The following is a 16,867-nucleotide window of genomic DNA, read 5'->3' as shown; positions in this document are numbered from 1 at the left end:
GTGCATACCTCCAGCGGGTGGAACGACGGGCGGTGGTGGTCGACGGGACGAGCGTGTCAGTCCCGGGTCAGTTCCGCCTCGGCTGCCGCCAGAGCCGCGAACTCCTCCTCGGGCGCCGAGGCCACCAGGTGGTGCCGACTGTAGAACGCGAAGTAGGCGAGGGCGACGGCGTACACGGCGAGTGCGATGAATGCGGCGTCCTTGTCCACCAGGAAGGTGGCGACCAGGGCCGACAGGGCGAGTACGAAGGCCACCGTCGAGGTGACGATCCCGCCCGGAGTGCGGTACGGCCGCTCCAGGTTCGGCTCGCGGCGGCGCAGCACGATGTGGGACAGGGCCATCAGGGCGTAGGAGATGGTGGCGCCGAAGACGGCGATGTTGAGCATCCGGGCCCCGTCGCCGGTGGCCGCGGCCAGCGCGAAGCCGATCGCGCCGGGGATGACCAGACCCAGGTAGGGCGCCTTGCGGCTGCTGGTCAGGGACAGGAAGCGGGGCAGGTAGCCCGCGCGGGAGAGCGCGAAGAGCTGGCGCGAACCGGCGTAGATGAGGGAGAAGAAGGACGCCACGAGCCCGGCCAGGCCCGCGTAGTTGACGAACCGGCTCAGCGGGGTCGGGTCGCCGGTGCCCTCCAGCGCGACGACCAGCGGGTTGCCCGCGTCCTTGACCGCGTCCGCACCCTGCGCCCCGGTCGCGGCGAAGAAGGTGATCAGGGCGAGCAGGGCCAGGATGCCCATGGAGATGGCGAGCGCCCTCGGCATGGAGCGGACCGGGTCCTTGGCCTCCTCGGCCGCGAGCGGCACGCCCTCCACGCCGAGGAAGAACCACATGCCGAAGGGGAACGCCGCCCAGATGCCCAGGACGCCGTAGGGCAGCCAGGAGTTGGAGCCCACCGCGCTCGCGTCGACGGCGATGTCGTCGAGGCCGCTGACCGAGAAGTCGGTGAAGGCGCCGACGGCGAAGATCAGCAGGGCGGCGACGGCGACGGCGGTGACGACGAGGCTGAAGCGCAGTGCCTCGCCCACGCCCCAGAGGTGCACGCCGATGAAGATCACGAAGCAGCCGAGGTAGACCGGCCAGCTGGAGGTGAGGCCGAAGAGGCCGAGGGACTCGACGTAGTCGCCGATGAAGATGACGATCGCGGCCGGGGCCAGGATGTACTCGATCAGGATGGCGGTACCGGTGAGGAAGCCGCCCCAGGGGCCGAGCGCGCGCCGGGCGAAGCCGTAGCCGCCGCCCGCGGTGGGCAGGATGGTGGAGAGCTCGGCGAGGGAGAAGACCAGACAGGCGTACATGGCGCCCATGAGGACGGTCGCGATGGCGAGGCCGCCGAAGCCGCCCTTGCTCAGGCCGACGTTCCATCCGGAGAAGTCCCCGGAGACGACGTAGGCGACGCCGAGGCCGGTCAGCAGCAGCCAGCCGGCGCTGCCGCGGCGCAGGGTGCGGCGTTCCAGGTAGTCGTTCCCGCCGTCGGGTCCACCGTCGGGTCCGCCCTCGGGGGACGGGGTGGGTCCGGGCACGGCCTTCGTCAGCCGGGCCTCGATGTCGTCGGCCATGTGCGCGCTCCTGCCTAGGGCAATGGTTGTGGGGCGTACCTTTGCCGTTCGGGAGTGGCGGGCGCAAGACCCCTGCGTTAAACGGTGGTTACGAAAACCTCCCGGCGCCCGGATACGGCCCGCCCGCTCACGCCAGGAACCCGCGCAGCAGCGCCGCCGTCCCCCCGCAGTGCTCCCGCATCACCTCGCGCGCCGCCTCCGCGTCCCCCTCCAGGACCGACTCCACCAGTGCGGTGTGCTGCTGCTGCGAGTGCTCCAGATTGCGGACCAGCAGCGGGATGCAGTCCAACAGGTCGTTGACGGTGGCCCGGACGGCCGCGTACTGGGCCGTCAGGGTGGCGGAGCCGGCCAGCTCGCACAGGGTGAGGTGGAAGAGGGTGTCCTGGCGCCGATAGTCCGCGAGCGGGGCGTCGTGGGTCGCGGCGAGCGCCCCGCGCAGCCGGTCCGCCCGTATCTCGTCCAGCCCCTGCGCGGCGCACAGCCCCGCCGCGCCGGTCTCCAGCACCTCGCGGAAGCGCAGCGCGTCCTCGATGTCCACGCCCGCGACGCGCCGGCGCAGTTCCTCCTCGGTGCCGCCGACGGGGGTGTCGGGGCGGTGGAGCACGAAGGTGCCGCCGTACCGCCCGCGCCGCGCCTCGACCAGGCCCTGGTCCTGGAGGACCTTCAGCACCTCGCGCAGGGTGACCCGGCTGATCCCCATCCGCTCGGCCAACTCGCGCTCCGGCGGCAACCGTTCGCCGCCCGGGACCAGACCGAGGCGGACCACCTGGAGGATCTGCTCCAGGGCCTCCTCGAAACCGTTGCCCGCCCGCACCTGGCGCAGCACGGGATTCAGCCGCGCGATCGCGCCACCGTCGCCCGCGCCGCCCGCCGCGTTGTTCGTCATATCGGCCCCTCCCCTTCCCAAGCAATGGTTCTGTTCAATACCTTAGGCCTCCTCGGCTCACCGAAGGAGAGATTCCCGTGGTAGACCGCATGCCGCCGCTCGCGCCCGAGGAGCTCCGCTCCCTCGTCGCCGACGGCGAGATCGACACAGTGGTCCTGGCCTTCCCCGATATGCAGGGGCGACTCCAGGGCAAGCGGTTCGCCGCGCAGTTCTTCCTCGACGAGGTCATGTCCCACGGCACCGAGGGCTGCAACTACCTGCTCGCCGTCGACACCGACATGAACACGGTCGACGGCTACGAGATGTCCTCCTGGGACCGGGGCTACGGCGACTTCGCCATGCACCCCGACCTGTCCACCCTGCGCCGCATCCCCTGGAACCCGGGCAGCGCGCTGGTCCTCGCGGACCTCGCCTGGAACGACGGCTCGCCCGTCGTCGCCGCGCCCCGCCAGATCCTGCGGCGCCAGCTGGAACGCCTCGCCGGGCTCGGGTACACCGCGATGGTGGGCACCGAGCTGGAGTTCATGGTCTTCCAGGACACCTACGAGCAGGCCTGGGACGCCAACTACCGCGGCCTGACCCCGGCCAACCAGTACAACATCGACTACTCCGTCCTCGGCACCGGCCGGATCGAGCCGCTGCTGCGCCGCATCCGCAACGAGATGCAGGCCGCGGGCCTGGTCGTCGAATCGGCCAAGGGCGAGTGCAACCTGGGGCAGCACGAGATCGCCTTCCGCTACGACGAGGCCGTGGTCACCTGCGACCAGCACGCGGTCTACAAGACCGGGGCGAAGGAGATCGCCTCCCAGGAAGGCGTCTCGCTCACCTTCATGGCCAAGTACGACGAGCGCGAGGGCAACTCCTGTCACATCCACCTCTCGCTCAACGACGCCGACGGGCGCAACGTGATGGCGGGCGAAGCGGGCGAGGAGGGCGGCGCACACGGCGGTATGTCACCGGTGATGCGTCACTTCCTGGCCGGCCAGCTGGCCGCGCTGCGCGACTTCTCCCTTCTCTACGCCCCCAACATCAACTCGTACAAGCGTTTCCGGCCGGGATCCTTCGCGCCGACCGCCGTCGCCTGGGGCGTGGACAACCGGACCTGCGCCCTGCGAGTGGTCGGTCACGGCCGCTCCATGCGCTTCGAGAACCGCCTCCCGGGCGGCGACGTCAACCAGTACCTGGCCGTGGCGGGCCTGGTCGCGGCCGGTCTCTACGGCATCGAGAACCGGCTGGAACTGCCCGAGGCCTGCGCGGGCAACGCCTACACCGGCGACTACGCGCACGTCCCCACCACGCTGCGCGAGGCGGCCGAGCTGTGGGAGAACAGCGAGATCGCCAAGGCCGCCTTCGGCCCCGAAGTCGTCGCCCACTACCGGAACATGGCCCGGGTCGAACTCGACGCCTACGACTCCGCCGTGACCGACTGGGAGCTGCGCCGCTCCTTCGAACGCCTGTAACGCCCGACCGCCACCGATCGCCACCGACTGCACCGACCGAGAGGCACCACGTGTCATCCGATGCGCTGGACGTACTGAACCCGGCCACCGAGGAGGTGGTCGCCACCGTCCCGGCCGCCACACGGGACGATGTCGACGCCGCCGTCGTACGGGCCGCCGCGGCCCAGCGCGGCTGGGCCGCCGCCGCACCCGCCGACCGGGCCCGGCTGCTGCGCCGCTTCGCCGCCGCGGTGGACGAGCACCGCGAGGAGCTGGCCTGGCTGGAGGTGCGCGAGGCCGGCCACACCATCGGCAACGCCCGCTGGGAAGCGGGCAACGTGCGCGACCTCCTCGAATTCGCCGCCGGGGGAGTGGAACGGCTCGCGGGCCGGCAGATCCCGGTGGCCGGCGGGCTCGACGTCACCTTCCTCGAACCGCTCGGCGTCATCGGCGTGATCGCCCCCTGGAACTTCCCCATGCCGATCGCCGCCTGGGGCCTGGCGCCCGCCCTCGCCGCGGGCAACGCCGTCATCCTCAAGCCCGCCGAGACCACCCCCCTCACCGCGCTGCGGCTGGCCTCCCTCGCCCTGGAAGCGGGTCTGCCCGAGCACCTCTTCCAGGTGCTGCCCGGTCGCGGACCGGTCGCGGGCAACGCCCTCGTCGAACACCCCGGAGTCGCGAAGATCGTCTTCACCGGATCCACCGGGGTCGGCAAGCAGATCATGGCCAAGTGCGCCGAGCGGGTGAAGCGGGTCACCCTCGAACTCGGCGGCAAGAGCCCCAACATCGTCTTCGCCGACGCCGACCTCGAAGCCGCCGCGGCCGCGGCCCCGATGGCCTTCCTCGACAACACCGGCCAGGACTGCTGCGCCCGCACCCGCATCCTGGTCCAGCGCTCCGTGTACGACCGCTTCCTCGACCTGATCACCCCCGGGATCGAGGGCGTGGTCGTCGGCGACCCGGCCGACGAGAAGACCCAGATGGGTCCGCTGATCTCGCGGGCCCAGCTGGAACGCGTACGGTCCTACGTCACCGACGACCTCACCGCGGTCCGCGGCACCGCCCCCGAAGGACCCGGCTTCTGGTACCCGCCCACCCTCGTCACCGGGGCCGACCCCACCGCCCCCGTCGCCGCCGAGGAGGTCTTCGGGCCGGTCGCCGTCGTCCTGCCCTTCGAGGACGAGGAGGACGCCGTCCGGCTGGCCAACGCCACCGAGTACGGGCTCTCCGGCTCGCTCTGGACCCGCGACGTGGGCCGCGCCCTGCGCGTCTCGCGCGCCGTCGCCGCGGGCAACCTCTCCGTCAACTCCCACAGCAGCGTCCGCTACTGGACCCCCTTCGGCGGGTACAAGCAGTCCGGCCTCGGCCGCGAACTGGGACCCGACGCCCTCACCGCATTCACCGAGACCAAGAACGTCTTCATCAGCACGGAGGCCTGAGCCACATGACCGCCCAGAACACCGGCCAGAACACCGGCCAGAACACCGGCCAGAGCACCGGCCAGAGCACCGAAGAGATCGTCTGCCGCCGCCTGGTCGGCCGCACCGCCGTCATCACCGGAGCCGGCAGCGGCATCGGCCTCGCCACCGCCCGCCGCCTCGCCTCCGAGGGCGCCAACGTCGTCTGCGGCGACATCGACGAGACGGCCGGCAAGGCCGCCGCCGAAGAGGTCGGCGGCACCTTCGTGAAGGTCGACGTCACCAGCCCCGAGGAGGTCGAGGCGCTCTTCAAGACCGCCTTCGACACCTACGGCTCCGTCGACATCGCCTTCAACAACGCGGGCATCTCGCCGCCGGACGACGACTCGATCCTCACCACCGGCCTGGAGGCGTGGAAGCGGGTCCAGGACGTCAACCTCACCTCCGTCTACCTGTGCTGCAAGGCCGCCCTGCCCTACATGCAGCGCCAGGGCCGCGGCTCCATCATCAACACCGCCTCCTTCGTCGCGATCATGGGCGCCGCCACCTCCCAGATCTCCTACACCGCCTCCAAGGGCGGCGTCCTGGCCATGTCCCGCGAGCTGGGCGTCCAGTTCGCCCGTGAGGGCATCCGCGTCAACGCCCTGTGCCCGGGACCCGTCAACACCCCGCTCCTCCAGGAGCTGTTCGCCAAGGACCCGGAGCGCGCCGCGCGCCGCCTGGTGCACATCCCGATCGGCCGCTTCGCCGAGCCCACCGAGATCGCGGCCGCCGTCGCCTTCCTCGCCAGCGACGACTCCTCCTTCATCAACGCCACCGACTTCCTGGTCGACGGCGGCATCGCGGGCGCGTACGTCACCCCCCTGTAGCCCCGGGCCGCGCCCGGGGACGTCACCGCCCCGGGCGTTCACCCGCACCGCACCGGACCGGACCGTGCGGCACGGCACGGCACGGCACCGCACCGCACCGCACCCTCCCGACAGCCGGGCGTCGCACGACGCCCGGCTGTCGTGCTCCATCGTCCGCGACGATCTTCGTAGGAATTCAGGAGCGTTCACCCCAGTGACCCAACCCAGCACCGCCCGACGGCTCCAGGCCGCCGGCGCCGCCCTCGCGATTGCCGCAGGCGCCCTCGTGGCCGCCGCCCCCGCCGCCCAGGCGGCCCGGCCCGGCGCCCACTGCACCACCCCGCAGGTCGGCGCCGGTTGGTACGGCGACAACCGGGCCCGCCTCCAGCAGCTGATCGACCAGTACGGCCGCTGCGCCACCCACCGGCCCGGCCACGACAAGCCCGTGGCCGTCTTCGACTGGGACAACACGGTCGTCAAGAACGACGTCGGCGACGCCACCATGTTCTGGCTGCTGCGGGGCGGCAAGATCCGTCAGCCCGCGCGCGGCGACTGGAGCACCACCAGCCGCTACCTCACCCCGGCCGCCACCAAGGCCCTCGCCGACGCCTGCGGCGCCCTCGCCCGGCCCGGCGCCCCGCTGCCCACCGGCAACGGCACCCCCGAGGGCACGCGCTGCGCCGACGAGATCAACGCCGTCTACGGCACCGCCGCGACCAAGGCGGGCGCCGCCGCCTTCGCCGGCTGGGACCGCCGGACCATCGAACCCGCCTACGCCTGGCTGCCCCAGCTGACCCAGGGCTACACCGCCCGCGAGGTCCGCTCCTTCGCCGCCGCCGCCCGCACCGAGAACCTCGCCGCCCCCGTCGGCGCCACCCAGCGGGTCGGCAGCTCCACCGTCACCGGCTGGGTGCGCTACTACGACCAGCAGAAGGACCTGATCGGCGGCCTGCGGAAGGCCGGCTTCGACGTGTGGATCAGCTCGGCCTCGCCGCAGCCGGTGGTCGAGGTCTGGGCCACGGGCGTCGGCGTGGCCGCCGACCACGTCATCGGCATCCGCAACACCACCGCGTACGACGGCACCAACACCCCGCACCTCCAAGGCTGCGGCTCGGTGCGCGACGGCGCCGACACGATGATCACGTACGTCGACGGCAAGCGCTGCTGGATCAACAAGGAGGTCTTCGGCGTGCGCGGCGCCGCCGCCGAGAAGGTGCAGCCCGCCGGCCGCCGCCAGGTCTTCGCGGCCGGCGACTCCGACACCGACGTCTCGTTCCTGCGCGACGCGACGGCCCTGCGCCTCGTCCTGAACCGCAACAAGAACGAGCTGATGTGCCGGGCGTACGACAACAGCGACGGCCGCTGGATCGTCAACCCGATGTTCATCGAGCCGAAGAAGCAGAAGGCCGCGCCCTACCCCTGCGCGACCACGGGCTTCACCGGGCACGACGGAACGCCCGGCCCGGTGCTGCGCGGTGACGCCAGCGTCGTCCCGGACCAGACGGACTCCGTCTTCTAGGCCGTCTCTTCCGCGGTCGGTCAGAGGAAGGTGCGGCCCTCGCCCCGGTACGTCGGGGCGGTGGCCGTCACCCGGTCGCCCTCGACCAGGTGCAGCGCGTCGAAGCGCTCGCACAGCTCCCCGGCCTTCGCGTGCCGGAACCACACCCGGTCGCCGATCCGCAGGTCGTCCGCGGGCGAGCCGAGCAGCGGGGTCTGCACCTCGCCGGCGCCCTCCTGCGGGTCGTAGCGCAGGCCCTGCGGGAGGTACGGCTGCGGCAGCCGGTCGGCGCCCGCCGCGCCGGAGGCCGGATAGCCGCCGCCCAGCACGGTGATCACGCCCACGCCCGGTCGCCGGACGACCGGCTGGGCGAAGAGGGCCGCCGGACGCCCGCGGAACGACGTGTAGTTGTCGAACAGGCGCGGCACGTACAGGCCCGACCCGGCCGCGATCTCGGTGACCGCGTGCTCGGCCGCCGTCTGCTGCACACTGCCGGTGCCGCCGCCGTTGACGAACTCCAGCTCCCCGACGACCTCACGCACTGCCCGTACCGTCTGTGCGCGCCGGACCGCCAGCTCCTTGCGGGCCGTGGCCTGCATCAGCCGGATCGCCCGGGAGCGCAGCGGACGACCCGTCAGGGAGTCGCCAACGCCGGCCACATGACCCTCGTACCCCATCAGCCCGACCACCCGGAAGCCCGGCCGGGCGGTGACGGCGCGGGCCAGTGCGGCGAGCTGCTCCGGCTCGCGCAGCGGGGAGCGGCGGGCGCCGACCCGGACGAGGCCGCCCAACAGGTGCAGCGCGGTGTCCAGTTCGAGGCAGACCCGGATCTCCTCGGCCCCGCCGTCGCGGGCGTGGTCGATCAGCTCCAGCTGCGCCGGATCGTCCACCATCACGGTGACGACCCGGGCGAGCTTGGGGTCCGAGGCGAGCTCGGCGAAGCCGGTGCGGTCGGCGGAGGGGTAGGCGAGCAGGACGTCCTCGAAACCGGACCGGGCCAGCCAGAGGGACTCCGCGAGGGTGTAGGACATGATTCCGGCGAACCCGGGCCGGGCCAGGACCCGTTCGAGCAGGGTCCGGCAGCGGACGGACTTGCTCGCCACCCGGATCGGCTTCCCGCCGGCCCGGCGCACGAGGTCGTCGGCGTTGGCGTCGAACGCGTCGAGGTCCACGATGGCCAGCGGCGCGTCGAGGTGGGCGGTGGCCCGATCGTAACGGGCCCGATCGGCGGCGGGGGAAGTCATGGGCGCAGCTTGCCATGCCGCTCTACCGGTGGGTAGGCCCTTCGCCCCGGGCGGGGGCCCGCCTCAATCGCCGGCGGGGCTGGAAGGCGCTGGCAGGGCCGACGAGGTCGGAGGGGGCAGATTCAGCCTGCCCGGCGTTTGAGGGCCCGCCGGAGGCAAAGCGGGTACCGGCCCGCCGGGGTTTGGTGGGTGCGGGCCCGCCGGAGGCGGGGTGGCTGCCGGCCCGCCGGGGCGGGTTCGCCTCCAGCCTGCCCGGCGATTGAGGGCGGGCCCGGGCGGGCGTCGTAGAGTACGGGCAGGCACCCGCAGGCACGGCACGGTACGGAACGGGGGCGGAGCCGCCGGATGACCATGTCTGACCGACACACCGCCCCGCCCACGGACCCGGGCGACCCCGGCGACCGATCCGCCCCGGCCACTGACCGCGGCCCGGCCGCGCCCGGCGACCAGGCCACCCCGCCCACGGACCCGGGTGACCCCTGGGCCGCACCCGGGGGTGAAGCCCCCCAGGCCCGCACCGGATCGGCCCGCCGGGCGGCCGCCGCGATCGCCACCGCCGCCGGCCTCGCCCTCATCGGCGGCGCCGCCTTCGGCGTCTGGTCCGACCACCACGCGCGCCAGCGCCCCGTCACCCCCGCCGCCGCCTACCGCACGGCGGGCTCGCTCTGGCGCGAGACCCCGATCGACACCCTCTTCCCGCCGACCCTCGACGGCCGCGGCGCCGGCCCCGGCGGTTCCGACCGGACCTGGACCCGGGTCGCCCTCGCCCCCGACGCGGAGTGCGCCACCGGGCTCCCCGCCGCCTGGCGGGCCCCGCTCGCGCCCACCGGCTGCACCCGCGTGCTGCGCGCCACCTACACCGACGCCACCCGCAGCGCCCTGATCTCCGTCGGCATGGTCTTCACCACGGCCGACGGCCCCGCGATGACGGCGCTCAAGGGGCGCCTGCCGGTCCCCTCCGGCTACGGCTTCGCCGACGGGCGGCGCGGCGCCTGGACGGTGTCGGTCCTGCCCGAGGCGCCCGTCGTCCTCTACGCCGTCTCTGCCTTCGCGGACGGCCGCCCGGTCGCGACGCCGCGCCCGGCCGCCGACGCGGTGAAGAAGGACGACACCAGCGCCGTCGCCCAGGCCGGTCTCGGCTACGAGGCCAAGGGGGTCGCCGACCGGATAGAGCGCGCCCTGCGCGCACTGGCCGCCCCGCCCACCCCCACGGCGAAACCGGAGCCGTCCCGATGACCCGCCGGCCCCACCCCGCGCCCCACCCCGCGCTCCGCTCCGCCGCGGTCTGCGCGGCCCTCGCCCTCGCCTGCGCGGCCCTCGCCGCCCCGCCCGCCGCCGCCGACGCCATCCGCGACCGCCAGTGGAACCTCACCGCCCTGCGCGCGGAGGAGGCCTGGGGCACCACGCAGGGCAACGGGATCACCGTCGCGGTGCTCGACACCGGCGTCGACGCGACCCACCCCGACCTGGCCGGCCAGGTCCTCGAAGGCACCGACCTCGTCGGCATGGGCGCCTCCCGCGGTGATCGCGCCTGGGCACGGCACGGCACCGCCATGGCCGGGGTGATCGCGGGGCACGGCCACGGCCCCGACCGCCGGCAGGGCGTCTTCGGCATCGCCCCGCAGGCCAAGATCCTGCCGGTCCGGGTGATCCTGGAGGAGGGCGACCCGGGGCGGGCGAAGGCGCGCGAGAGCAAGGGCGGCGCCCTCGCCGAGGGGATCCGCTGGGCCGCCGACCACGGCGCCGACGTGATCAACATGTCCCTGGGCGACGACAGCCAGTCCGCCCACCACGAGGCCGCCGAGGACGAGGCCGTCCAATACGCCCTGGCCAAGGGCGTGGTCGTGGTCGCCTCGGCAGGCAACGGCGGCGAACAGGGGGACCACACCTCCTACCCGGCCGCCTACCCCGGCGTGATCGCCGTCACCGCCGTGGACCGCAAGGGCGCCAAGGCACCCTTCTCCACCCGCAACTGGTACGCCACCGTCAGCGCCCCCGGGGTCGACATCGTCATCGCCGACCCGGACCGCGGCTACTACGAGGGGTGGGGCACCAGCGCGGCCGCGGCCTCCGTCTCGGGCGTGGTGGCGCTCGTACGCTCCGCCCACCCGGAGCTGGCCCCCGCGCAGATCAAGAAGCTGCTGGAGGACACCGCCTCCGACGCCCCGCGCGGCGGCCGCGACGACGCCCGCGGGCACGGCCTGGTCGACCCGGTCGCCGCCCTCCAGGCCGCCGACGCGCTCACGGCGGACTCCATCGCGCCGACCCCGGTCCCGGCCACCGGCCGTTACTTCGGCCCCGGACCCGAGCCCGTACGTCCCCCCGCGCGCCACGGCCGGTACGCGGCGCCGGTCGCGGCGGGCGCCGGGGTGGCGCTGCTCGTGCTGGCGGGCGTACTGGTCCGGCGGCGCCGGCCGGACGAAGAGCACCGCACCGCGATATAGGGTCGGGTAACTGTGGCCCAGAAGAACATTCCAGACCCCGGTTTCTCCGACGACGACGGCACCGCCGATCCCCGGCTGAGCGCGGCCCTCGCCGCGTGGGCCCAGGACAGATCGCGGGAGCCACAGGTGCTGGCGGCCCTCAAGGACGCGCGCCTCCTCGTCCCGGTCGTCGCCGTGCTCGGCGAGGTCGAGACCGACCCCGAGACGGGCCTGAAGCGCGAGAAGACCAGCGACATGGCCGTCCCCACCCTCACGGCGGGCGACCGGCGGGCGCTGCCCGCCTTCACCTCGATCGCCTCGCTGGCCCTGTGGGACCCGGCGGCCCGGCCCGTGGCCGTCCCGCTGCACCAGGCACTGGCGGCGCTCGCGCACGAGAAGGCCGACACCCTCGTCCTGGACCTCGCGGGCCCGGTGCCCTACCAGCTGACCGGCCCGGCGCTGCTCGCGGCGGCCGAGGGCCGCACCGACGCCGACCCGCTCGCCGACCCGGCGGTCACCGGGGCCGTACGGGCGGCCGTGGTCGCGACCCGGAGCGTCGTGCGGTCCTACCTCGGCCCGGGCGGCGCCGACGCGGACGGCACCCTCGCCGTGGTGCTGGCCGACGGCGCCGACCCGGCGCGCAGCGCCCAGGAGCTCGCCGAGGCGCTGGCGGCCGACGAGACCCTGCGGGCCCGCCTGGTGCGCGGACTGGACCTGGCCCTGCTCCCCGCGGACGCGCCGGCTCCCGGAGAACTCCTCTTCGTCCGGGACTGATGATCCGGGACCGATGGTCCGGCACTGATGATCCGGGACGGAAAACGGTCCTGGCGGGGTCCCCGGTCCGGGGACCCCGCCAGGACCGTCGCCGAGCGGGGTGGTGCGGGACGGATCAGCCGAAGACCGGACCCGTGAACTTCTCGCCCGGACCCTGGCCCGGCTCGTCCGGGACCAGCGAGGCCTCGCGGAAGGCCAGCTGGAGCGACTTCAGGCCGTCGCGCAGCGGGGCCGCGTGGAAGGAGCTGATCTCGGTGGCGCTGGCGGTGACCAGTCCGGCCAGGGCCGTGATCAGCTTGCGGGCCTCGTCGAGGTCCTTGTGCTCGGAGTCGGGCTTGTCCAGGCCGAGGTTGACCGCGGCGGCGCTCAGCAGGTGCACGGCCACCGTGGTGATCACCTCGACCGCGGGCACGTCCGCGATGTCGCGGGTCATGGCGTCGTAGTCGGGAGCCTGGTCGGCTTCGGTGGTCTCGGGGGGCGTCGCGTCAGTCATGCATTCACGATAAGCCGGTGTCGGAGGGGGTCGGGACCGGGCCCCCGCGGTGTCGGGCCGGGCCCGGTGGGTGGCCGGTTCCCGGCCGGGTTAGCGTCTGGGAAGACCCCTTGCTATATTGGGGTCACCAGACCGGCTGGATGCGCATGCGTCCGGCCCACAAGTGGAGGCTCCGTACTCCCACCTAGTCGTCCTCAGGGATGGCAGGTCACCGGTCAAGGCAGTATCCATCGTTCCGTACGGACGATGGAAAGCGGCCTGATGCTGCGCCCCGCGATGTTGTGATGCGGTGGTGTTCCGGTATTTCCAAGGAGCCCCGCCTGTGTCCCGTCCGGGGCATTTTTCGTGTTCCGGATCGGTTGGTCTCGCGTCAGAGACGTTACGCGGCTGTCTGCCAGGCGGCCGTGTGGTGGTGCAACCGAGGAGGATCCATCAGCACCGAGCCCCGCATCAACGACCGGATTCGCGTTCCCGAGGTACGACTTGTCGGTCCGAGCGGCGAGCAGGTCGGCATCGTGCCGCTCGCGAAGGCGCTTGAGCTCGCGCAGGAGTACGACCTCGACCTGGTCGAGGTAGCGGCGTCCGCCAGGCCGCCGGTCTGCAAGCTCATGGACTACGGCAAGTTCAAGTACGAGTCGGCCATGAAGGCCCGTGAGGCGCGCAAGAACCAGGCGCACACGGTCATCAAGGAGATGAAGCTCCGGCCGAAGATCGACCCGCACGACTATGACACCAAGAAGGGTCACGTCGTCCGGTTCCTCAAGCAGGGCGACAAGGTCAAGATCACGATCATGTTCCGTGGTCGCGAGCAGTCCCGTCCGGAACTGGGCTACCGACTGCTTCAGCGTCTGGCTTCGGACGTCGAGGACCTCGGGTTCATCGAGTCGAACCCGAAGCAGGACGGCCGAAACATGATCATGGTTCTCGGTCCGCACAAGAAGAAGACCGAGGCGATGGCCGAGGCCCGTGAGGCGCAGGCCGCCCGCAAGGCCGAGCGCCAGGGCCTTTCCGCCACGGACGAGGGTTCCGAGGACGAGTTCCTCGAGGACGAGGCCGGAGTCGACGAGGTCCTCGCCGACGAGGCCACCGAAGCCGAGGTCCCCGCAGCCGAGGCCGCTCCGGCCGAGGACGCCTCCACCGAGGCCCCTGCCGAGGCCTGAGTCCGGAGCAGCCCGCCCCGGACTCAACCGAAACTATTGACGCTCCCGCCAGCCTGGTTCTTCCGGACCGGTGGGAGCGCCACCGACGAGGAGACAACGGCGCTATGCCGAAGAACAAGACGCACAGCGGTTCCAAGAAGCGCTTCAAGATCACCGGTGCCGGCAAGGTGCTCCGCGAGCGCGCCGGCAAGCGCCACCTGCTCGAGCACAAGTCGTCCCGTGTCACCCGCCGCCTGACCGGCACCGCGGAGATGGCCCCCGGCGACGCCGCGAAGATCAAGAAGCTTCTCGGCAAGTGACGTCTCTCCGCTCCCCGTCAGTGGGGGCGGGACGTCAGGACCGGGACCCCATCGAATTCGGGCCGTGTGAAGACAACCACGGCCCTGTTACAAGGAGTACAAAGTGGCACGCGTCAAGCGGGCAGTAAACGCTCACAAGAAGCGTCGGGCGATCCTCGAGGCCGCCAAGGGTTACCGCGGTCAGCGTTCGCGCCTGTACCGCAAGGCCAAGGAGCAGGTCACCCACTCCCTGGTCTACAACTTCAACGACCGCAAGAAGCGCAAGGGCGACTTCCGCCGGCTCTGGATCCAGCGCATCAACGCCGCTGCCCGCCAGAACGGCATGACGTACAACCGCCTCATCCAGGGTCTGAACGCCGCCAACATCGAGGTTGACCGCAAGATCCTCGCCGAGCTGGCCGTCAACGACGCCAACGCGTTCGCCGCGCTGGTCGAGGTCGCCCAGAAGGCGCTTCCGGCCGACGTCAACGCCCCGAAGGCCGCTGCCTAAGCAGTCCGTCCTTCACGAGCCCTCACCGGCTCACCGGCCCTCAGCGGCCACAGCCCGGACCCGCAGGCCTCGTGCCTGCGGGTCCGGTGCGTTTGACCAGCGGTTCTCCGCTGGTCCGCGCTGTTTCGATCCGTTTCGACCCGCAGTACGCACGGAAGCGAGCCGACCGCCATGGGCACCCCCGTCCCCGCCGAGCTGATCTCCCCGCGATCCCCCCGGGTGGCCGCCGCCCGACGGCTCGCGCGCCGGAACTTCCGTACCAAGGAGCGGCGCTTCATCGCCGAGGGCCCGCAGGCCGTCCGCGAGGCCGCCGAACACCGCGGCGCGGCGGGCGCGACCCTGATCGAGCTGTTCGCCACCGTCGAGGCCGCCGAGCGCTACACCGACATCATCGAGGCGGCCCTGGCCGCCGGCGCGCGCGTGCACTACGCCGGCGACGAGGTGCTCGCCGAGGTCTCGCAGACCGTCACCCCGCAGGGCCTGGTCGGCGTCTGCCACTTCCTCGACACCTCCTTCGAGTCCGTCCTGGAGGCCGGCCCGAAGCTCGTCGCCGTCCTCGCGCACGTCCGCGACCCCGGGAACGCGGGCACCGTGCTGCGCTGCGCCGACGCCGCTGGGGCGGACGCGGTGATCCTCACGGACGCCTCCGTCGACCTCTACAACCCCAAGTCCGTACGGGCCTCCGTGGGCTCCCTCTTCCACCTGCCGGTGGCCGTGGGCGTCCCCGTCGAGCAGGCCGTCGAGGGGCTGCGCGCGGCCGGCGTGCGGATCCTGGCCGCCGACGGCGCGGGCGAGGACGACCTCGACGCCGAGCTGGACGCGGGCACCATGGGCGGCCCCTCGGCGTGGGTGTTCGGCAACGAGGCCTGGGGGCTGCCGGAGGAGACCCGCGCACTCGCGGACGCCGTCGTGCGCGTGCCGATCCACGGCAAGGCCGAGAGCCTCAACCTCGCCACGGCCGCCGCCGTGTGCCTCTATGCCTCCGCCCGTGCACAGCGGGCTCCCGGAGGGTGCCGCTCCGTGACCCCCAGCTAGTAATGTGGCGCCCCGGGGGCGCCCGTCGCGGCGACCCCGACCGGAGATGTGGGGTACGGGTACATGACCGTCGGTACGAACAGCTCCCCGCGGGAGGCCACCCAGCGGGCGACCCTGTCCGCGGGGCCCGGTGAGCCGGTGGCCGCGGCCCCGCTGGACGGCGGCGCACCCGCACCGGGCGACGCGCTGGGAGCGGGCTTCGGCATGCACCCCGACGACCTGCCCGACGGGCTGGTCGTCGCCGACCACGCGGGCCGGATCATCTGCTTCAACCGGGCCGCCGCGCGGATCACCGCCGTCGACCCCGGCAAGGCCCTCGGCGACCGGATCGAGCAGGCGCTGCCCCTGGAGGACCTCGAAGGCCGCCGCTGGTGGGCGCTGACCGACCCCTACGGCGGCCTCGCCACCCGGCGCGGCCAGCCCGAGCGCAACCTGCTGCTGCCCGGCGGCCGCGAGGTGCTGGTCTGCGCCCGCTACGTCCGTACGCACCCCACGGGGCCGCTCAGCCACCTCGTGGTGAGCCTGCGCGGCACCGAGGCCCGGCGCCGCACCGAACGCAGCCACGCCGAGCTGATCGCCACCGTCGCGCACGAGCTGCGCTCCCCGCTCACCTCGGTCAAGGGGTTCACCGCGACCCTGCTGGCGAAGTGGGAGAGGTTCACCGACGACCAGAAGCGGCTCATGCTGGAGACGGTCGACGCCGACGCCAACCGGGTCACCCGGTTGATCGCCGAGCTGCTCGACATCTCCCGGATCGACTCGGGACGCCTGGAGGTGCGCCGCCAGCCCGTGGACATCGCCACCGCCGTGGCGCGCCACGTCCAGGCGCTCACCGCGAACGGCCAGGCACCGGACCGCTTCCTCGTACGGGTCGCCAGCCCCCTGCCCGATCTGTGGGCCGACCCGGACAAGATCGACCAGATCCTCGGCAACCTGCTCGAAAATGCGGTGCGGCACGGTGAGGGAACCGTCACCATCGAGGTGGCACCCGCTCCGGCCGGTGCGTCCGCGACCAAGAACGACAACGAGATGGGTACGGCCGTCACCGTGACCGACGAAGGCCCCGGCATCCCCGAGGACTCCATGCGCCGCGTCTTCACCCGCTTCTGGCGGGGCAGCAAGCGCGGTGGCACCGGTCTGGGCCTGTACATCGTCAAGGGCATCGTGGAAGCCCACGGCGGCACCATCACGGTCGGTCGCGGCCCCGGCGGCGGCGCCGAATTCCGATTTATCCTGCCCGTGGCCGCGCCCGCGTACCTCACGCAGTAACTCTGCGGAGCGTCTCGCCAGGCGGCCCACGGGCTCCT

The 16,867-nt window shown here is 72.8% G+C and carries 16 protein-coding genes; 12 read left to right on the top strand and 4 right to left on the bottom strand.

Annotated features, from left to right (window positions below; translation table 11 throughout):
• Nucleotides 1-56 precede the first annotated feature (56 nt).
• A complete protein-coding gene (eat, locus tag ACIQWR_RS39240; RefSeq protein WP_404020255.1) occupies nt 57-1,553 on the bottom strand; it encodes an ethanolamine permease in 1,497 nt (498 codons plus the stop codon).
• Nucleotides 1,554-1,680: 127 nt separating this feature from the next.
• Nucleotides 1,681-2,439: a FadR/GntR family transcriptional regulator gene (locus ACIQWR_RS39235; RefSeq protein ID WP_404020252.1), complete on the bottom strand. Its 759-nt coding sequence runs from the start codon at nt 2,437-2,439 to the stop codon at nt 1,681-1,683.
• Between the two features lie 77 nt (nt 2,440-2,516).
• Here ACIQWR_RS39235 and ACIQWR_RS39230 point away from each other — a divergent pair, with 77 nt between their 5' ends.
• The 4 genes from ACIQWR_RS39230 (at nt 2,517) to ACIQWR_RS39215 (ending at nt 7,663) form a co-directional block, all read left to right on the top strand.
• Nucleotides 2,517-3,899 carry a glutamine synthetase family protein gene (locus tag ACIQWR_RS39230; RefSeq protein ID WP_354382660.1) on the top strand — a complete coding sequence of 461 codons (1,383 nt, stop codon included), beginning with the start codon at nt 2,517-2,519 and terminating at the stop codon, nt 3,897-3,899.
• A gap of 50 nt (nt 3,900-3,949) precedes the next feature.
• Nucleotides 3,950-5,317 carry an aldehyde dehydrogenase family protein gene (locus ACIQWR_RS39225; RefSeq protein WP_385783269.1) on the top strand — a complete coding sequence of 456 codons (1,368 nt, stop codon included), beginning with the start codon at nt 3,950-3,952 and terminating at the stop codon, nt 5,315-5,317.
• A 5-nt stretch (nt 5,318-5,322) separates the two neighbouring features.
• Complete coding sequence (locus ACIQWR_RS39220) at nt 5,323-6,165, top strand: 3-oxoacyl-ACP reductase (RefSeq protein WP_404020248.1); 843 nt, start codon at nt 5,323-5,325, stop codon at nt 6,163-6,165.
• 193 nt (nt 6,166-6,358) lie between these two features.
• A complete protein-coding gene (locus ACIQWR_RS39215; RefSeq protein ID WP_404020246.1) occupies nt 6,359-7,663 on the top strand; it encodes a haloacid dehalogenase-like hydrolase in 1,305 nt (434 codons plus the stop codon).
• A gap of 20 nt (nt 7,664-7,683) precedes the next feature.
• Here ACIQWR_RS39215 and ACIQWR_RS39210 read toward each other — a convergent pair whose 3' ends face one another.
• Nucleotides 7,684-8,886, bottom strand: coding sequence for an amino acid deaminase/aldolase (locus ACIQWR_RS39210; RefSeq protein WP_404020243.1), 1,203 nt, complete (start codon nt 8,884-8,886; stop codon nt 7,684-7,686).
• A gap of 351 nt (nt 8,887-9,237) precedes the next feature.
• On the opposite strand from ACIQWR_RS39210, the gene ACIQWR_RS39205 reads away from it, so the two are divergent.
• From ACIQWR_RS39205 to ACIQWR_RS39195, 3 genes are read left to right on the top strand one after another with little or no spacing between them, the layout of a single operon-like run.
• Complete coding sequence (locus ACIQWR_RS39205; protein WP_404020240.1) at nt 9,238-10,122, top strand: hypothetical protein; 885 nt, start codon at nt 9,238-9,240, stop codon at nt 10,120-10,122.
• Nucleotides 10,119-11,330, top strand: a complete 1,212-nt coding sequence (mycP, locus tag ACIQWR_RS39200; RefSeq protein WP_404020237.1) for a type VII secretion-associated serine protease mycosin — start codon at nt 10,119-10,121, stop codon at nt 11,328-11,330. The genes ACIQWR_RS39205 and mycP overlap by 4 nt, the downstream gene beginning before the upstream one ends.
• A 12-nt stretch (nt 11,331-11,342) precedes the next feature.
• Nucleotides 11,343-12,083, top strand: coding sequence for an SseB family protein (locus ACIQWR_RS39195; RefSeq protein ID WP_404020234.1), 741 nt, complete (start codon nt 11,343-11,345; stop codon nt 12,081-12,083).
• A gap of 115 nt (nt 12,084-12,198) precedes the next feature.
• Here the strand turns inward: ACIQWR_RS39195 and ACIQWR_RS39190 are convergent, their stop codons facing one another.
• On the bottom strand, nt 12,199-12,576 hold the full coding sequence (locus ACIQWR_RS39190; RefSeq protein WP_354382649.1) for a DUF1844 domain-containing protein: 378 nt from the start codon (nt 12,574-12,576) through the stop codon (nt 12,199-12,201).
• A gap of 404 nt (nt 12,577-12,980) precedes the next feature.
• On the opposite strand from ACIQWR_RS39190, the gene infC reads away from it, so the two are divergent.
• The 5 genes from infC to ACIQWR_RS39165 all read left to right on the top strand — a co-directional run bounded on the left by infC (nt 12,981) and on the right by ACIQWR_RS39165 (nt 16,829).
• On the top strand, nt 12,981-13,736 hold the full coding sequence (infC, locus tag ACIQWR_RS39185) for a translation initiation factor IF-3 (RefSeq protein ID WP_404020230.1): 756 nt from the start codon (nt 12,981-12,983) through the stop codon (nt 13,734-13,736).
• 104 nt (nt 13,737-13,840) lie between these two features.
• Nucleotides 13,841-14,035: a 50S ribosomal protein L35 gene (gene rpmI / locus ACIQWR_RS39180; protein ID WP_351053231.1), complete on the top strand. Its 195-nt coding sequence runs from the start codon at nt 13,841-13,843 to the stop codon at nt 14,033-14,035.
• Nucleotides 14,036-14,138: 103 nt separating this feature from the next.
• On the top strand, nt 14,139-14,525 hold the full coding sequence (gene rplT / locus ACIQWR_RS39175) for a 50S ribosomal protein L20 (RefSeq protein ID WP_330329547.1): 387 nt from the start codon (nt 14,139-14,141) through the stop codon (nt 14,523-14,525).
• Between the two features lie 171 nt (nt 14,526-14,696).
• On the top strand, nt 14,697-15,560 hold the full coding sequence (locus ACIQWR_RS39170; protein WP_404020226.1) for a TrmH family RNA methyltransferase: 864 nt from the start codon (nt 14,697-14,699) through the stop codon (nt 15,558-15,560).
• A gap of 63 nt (nt 15,561-15,623) precedes the next feature.
• Nucleotides 15,624-16,829, top strand: coding sequence for an ATP-binding protein (locus ACIQWR_RS39165; RefSeq protein ID WP_404020223.1), 1,206 nt, complete (start codon nt 15,624-15,626; stop codon nt 16,827-16,829).
• Nucleotides 16,830-16,867 lie beyond the last annotated feature (38 nt).

Origin of the sequence: Streptomyces sp. NPDC098789 (assembly GCF_044759975.1) — a bacterium.
Classification (GTDB): domain Bacteria; phylum Actinomycetota; class Actinomycetes; order Streptomycetales; family Streptomycetaceae; genus Streptomyces.
Note: the sequence above shows the minus strand (reverse complement) of the source record. Positions and strands in the feature narration are given on the sequence as shown.

What these genes read in the sequence shown, in the direction of transcription:
- rpmI (WP_351053231.1), top strand. Translation starts at nt 13,841, where the DNA reads ATGCCGAAGAACAAGACGCACAGCGGTTCCAAGAAGCGCTTCAAGATC.
- ACIQWR_RS39205 (WP_404020240.1), top strand. Translation starts at nt 9,238, where the DNA reads ATGTCTGACCGACACACCGCCCCGCCCACGGACCCGGGCGACCCCGGC.
- ACIQWR_RS39170 (WP_404020226.1), top strand. Translation starts at nt 14,697, where the DNA reads ATGGGCACCCCCGTCCCCGCCGAGCTGATCTCCCCGCGATCCCCCCGG.
- eat (WP_404020255.1), bottom strand. Translation starts at nt 1,553, where the DNA reads ATGGCCGACGACATCGAGGCCCGGCTGACGAAGGCCGTGCCCGGACCC.
- ACIQWR_RS39235 (WP_404020252.1), bottom strand. Translation starts at nt 2,439, where the DNA reads ATGACGAACAACGCGGCGGGCGGCGCGGGCGACGGTGGCGCGATCGCG.
- ACIQWR_RS39210 (WP_404020243.1), bottom strand. Translation starts at nt 8,886, where the DNA reads ATGACTTCCCCCGCCGCCGATCGGGCCCGTTACGATCGGGCCACCGCC.
- mycP (WP_404020237.1), top strand. Translation starts at nt 10,119, where the DNA reads ATGACCCGCCGGCCCCACCCCGCGCCCCACCCCGCGCTCCGCTCCGCC.
- ACIQWR_RS39190 (WP_354382649.1), bottom strand. Translation starts at nt 12,576, where the DNA reads ATGACTGACGCGACGCCCCCCGAGACCACCGAAGCCGACCAGGCTCCC.
- ACIQWR_RS39220 (WP_404020248.1), top strand. Translation starts at nt 5,323, where the DNA reads ATGACCGCCCAGAACACCGGCCAGAACACCGGCCAGAACACCGGCCAG.
- ACIQWR_RS39165 (WP_404020223.1), top strand. Translation starts at nt 15,624, where the DNA reads ATGACCGTCGGTACGAACAGCTCCCCGCGGGAGGCCACCCAGCGGGCG.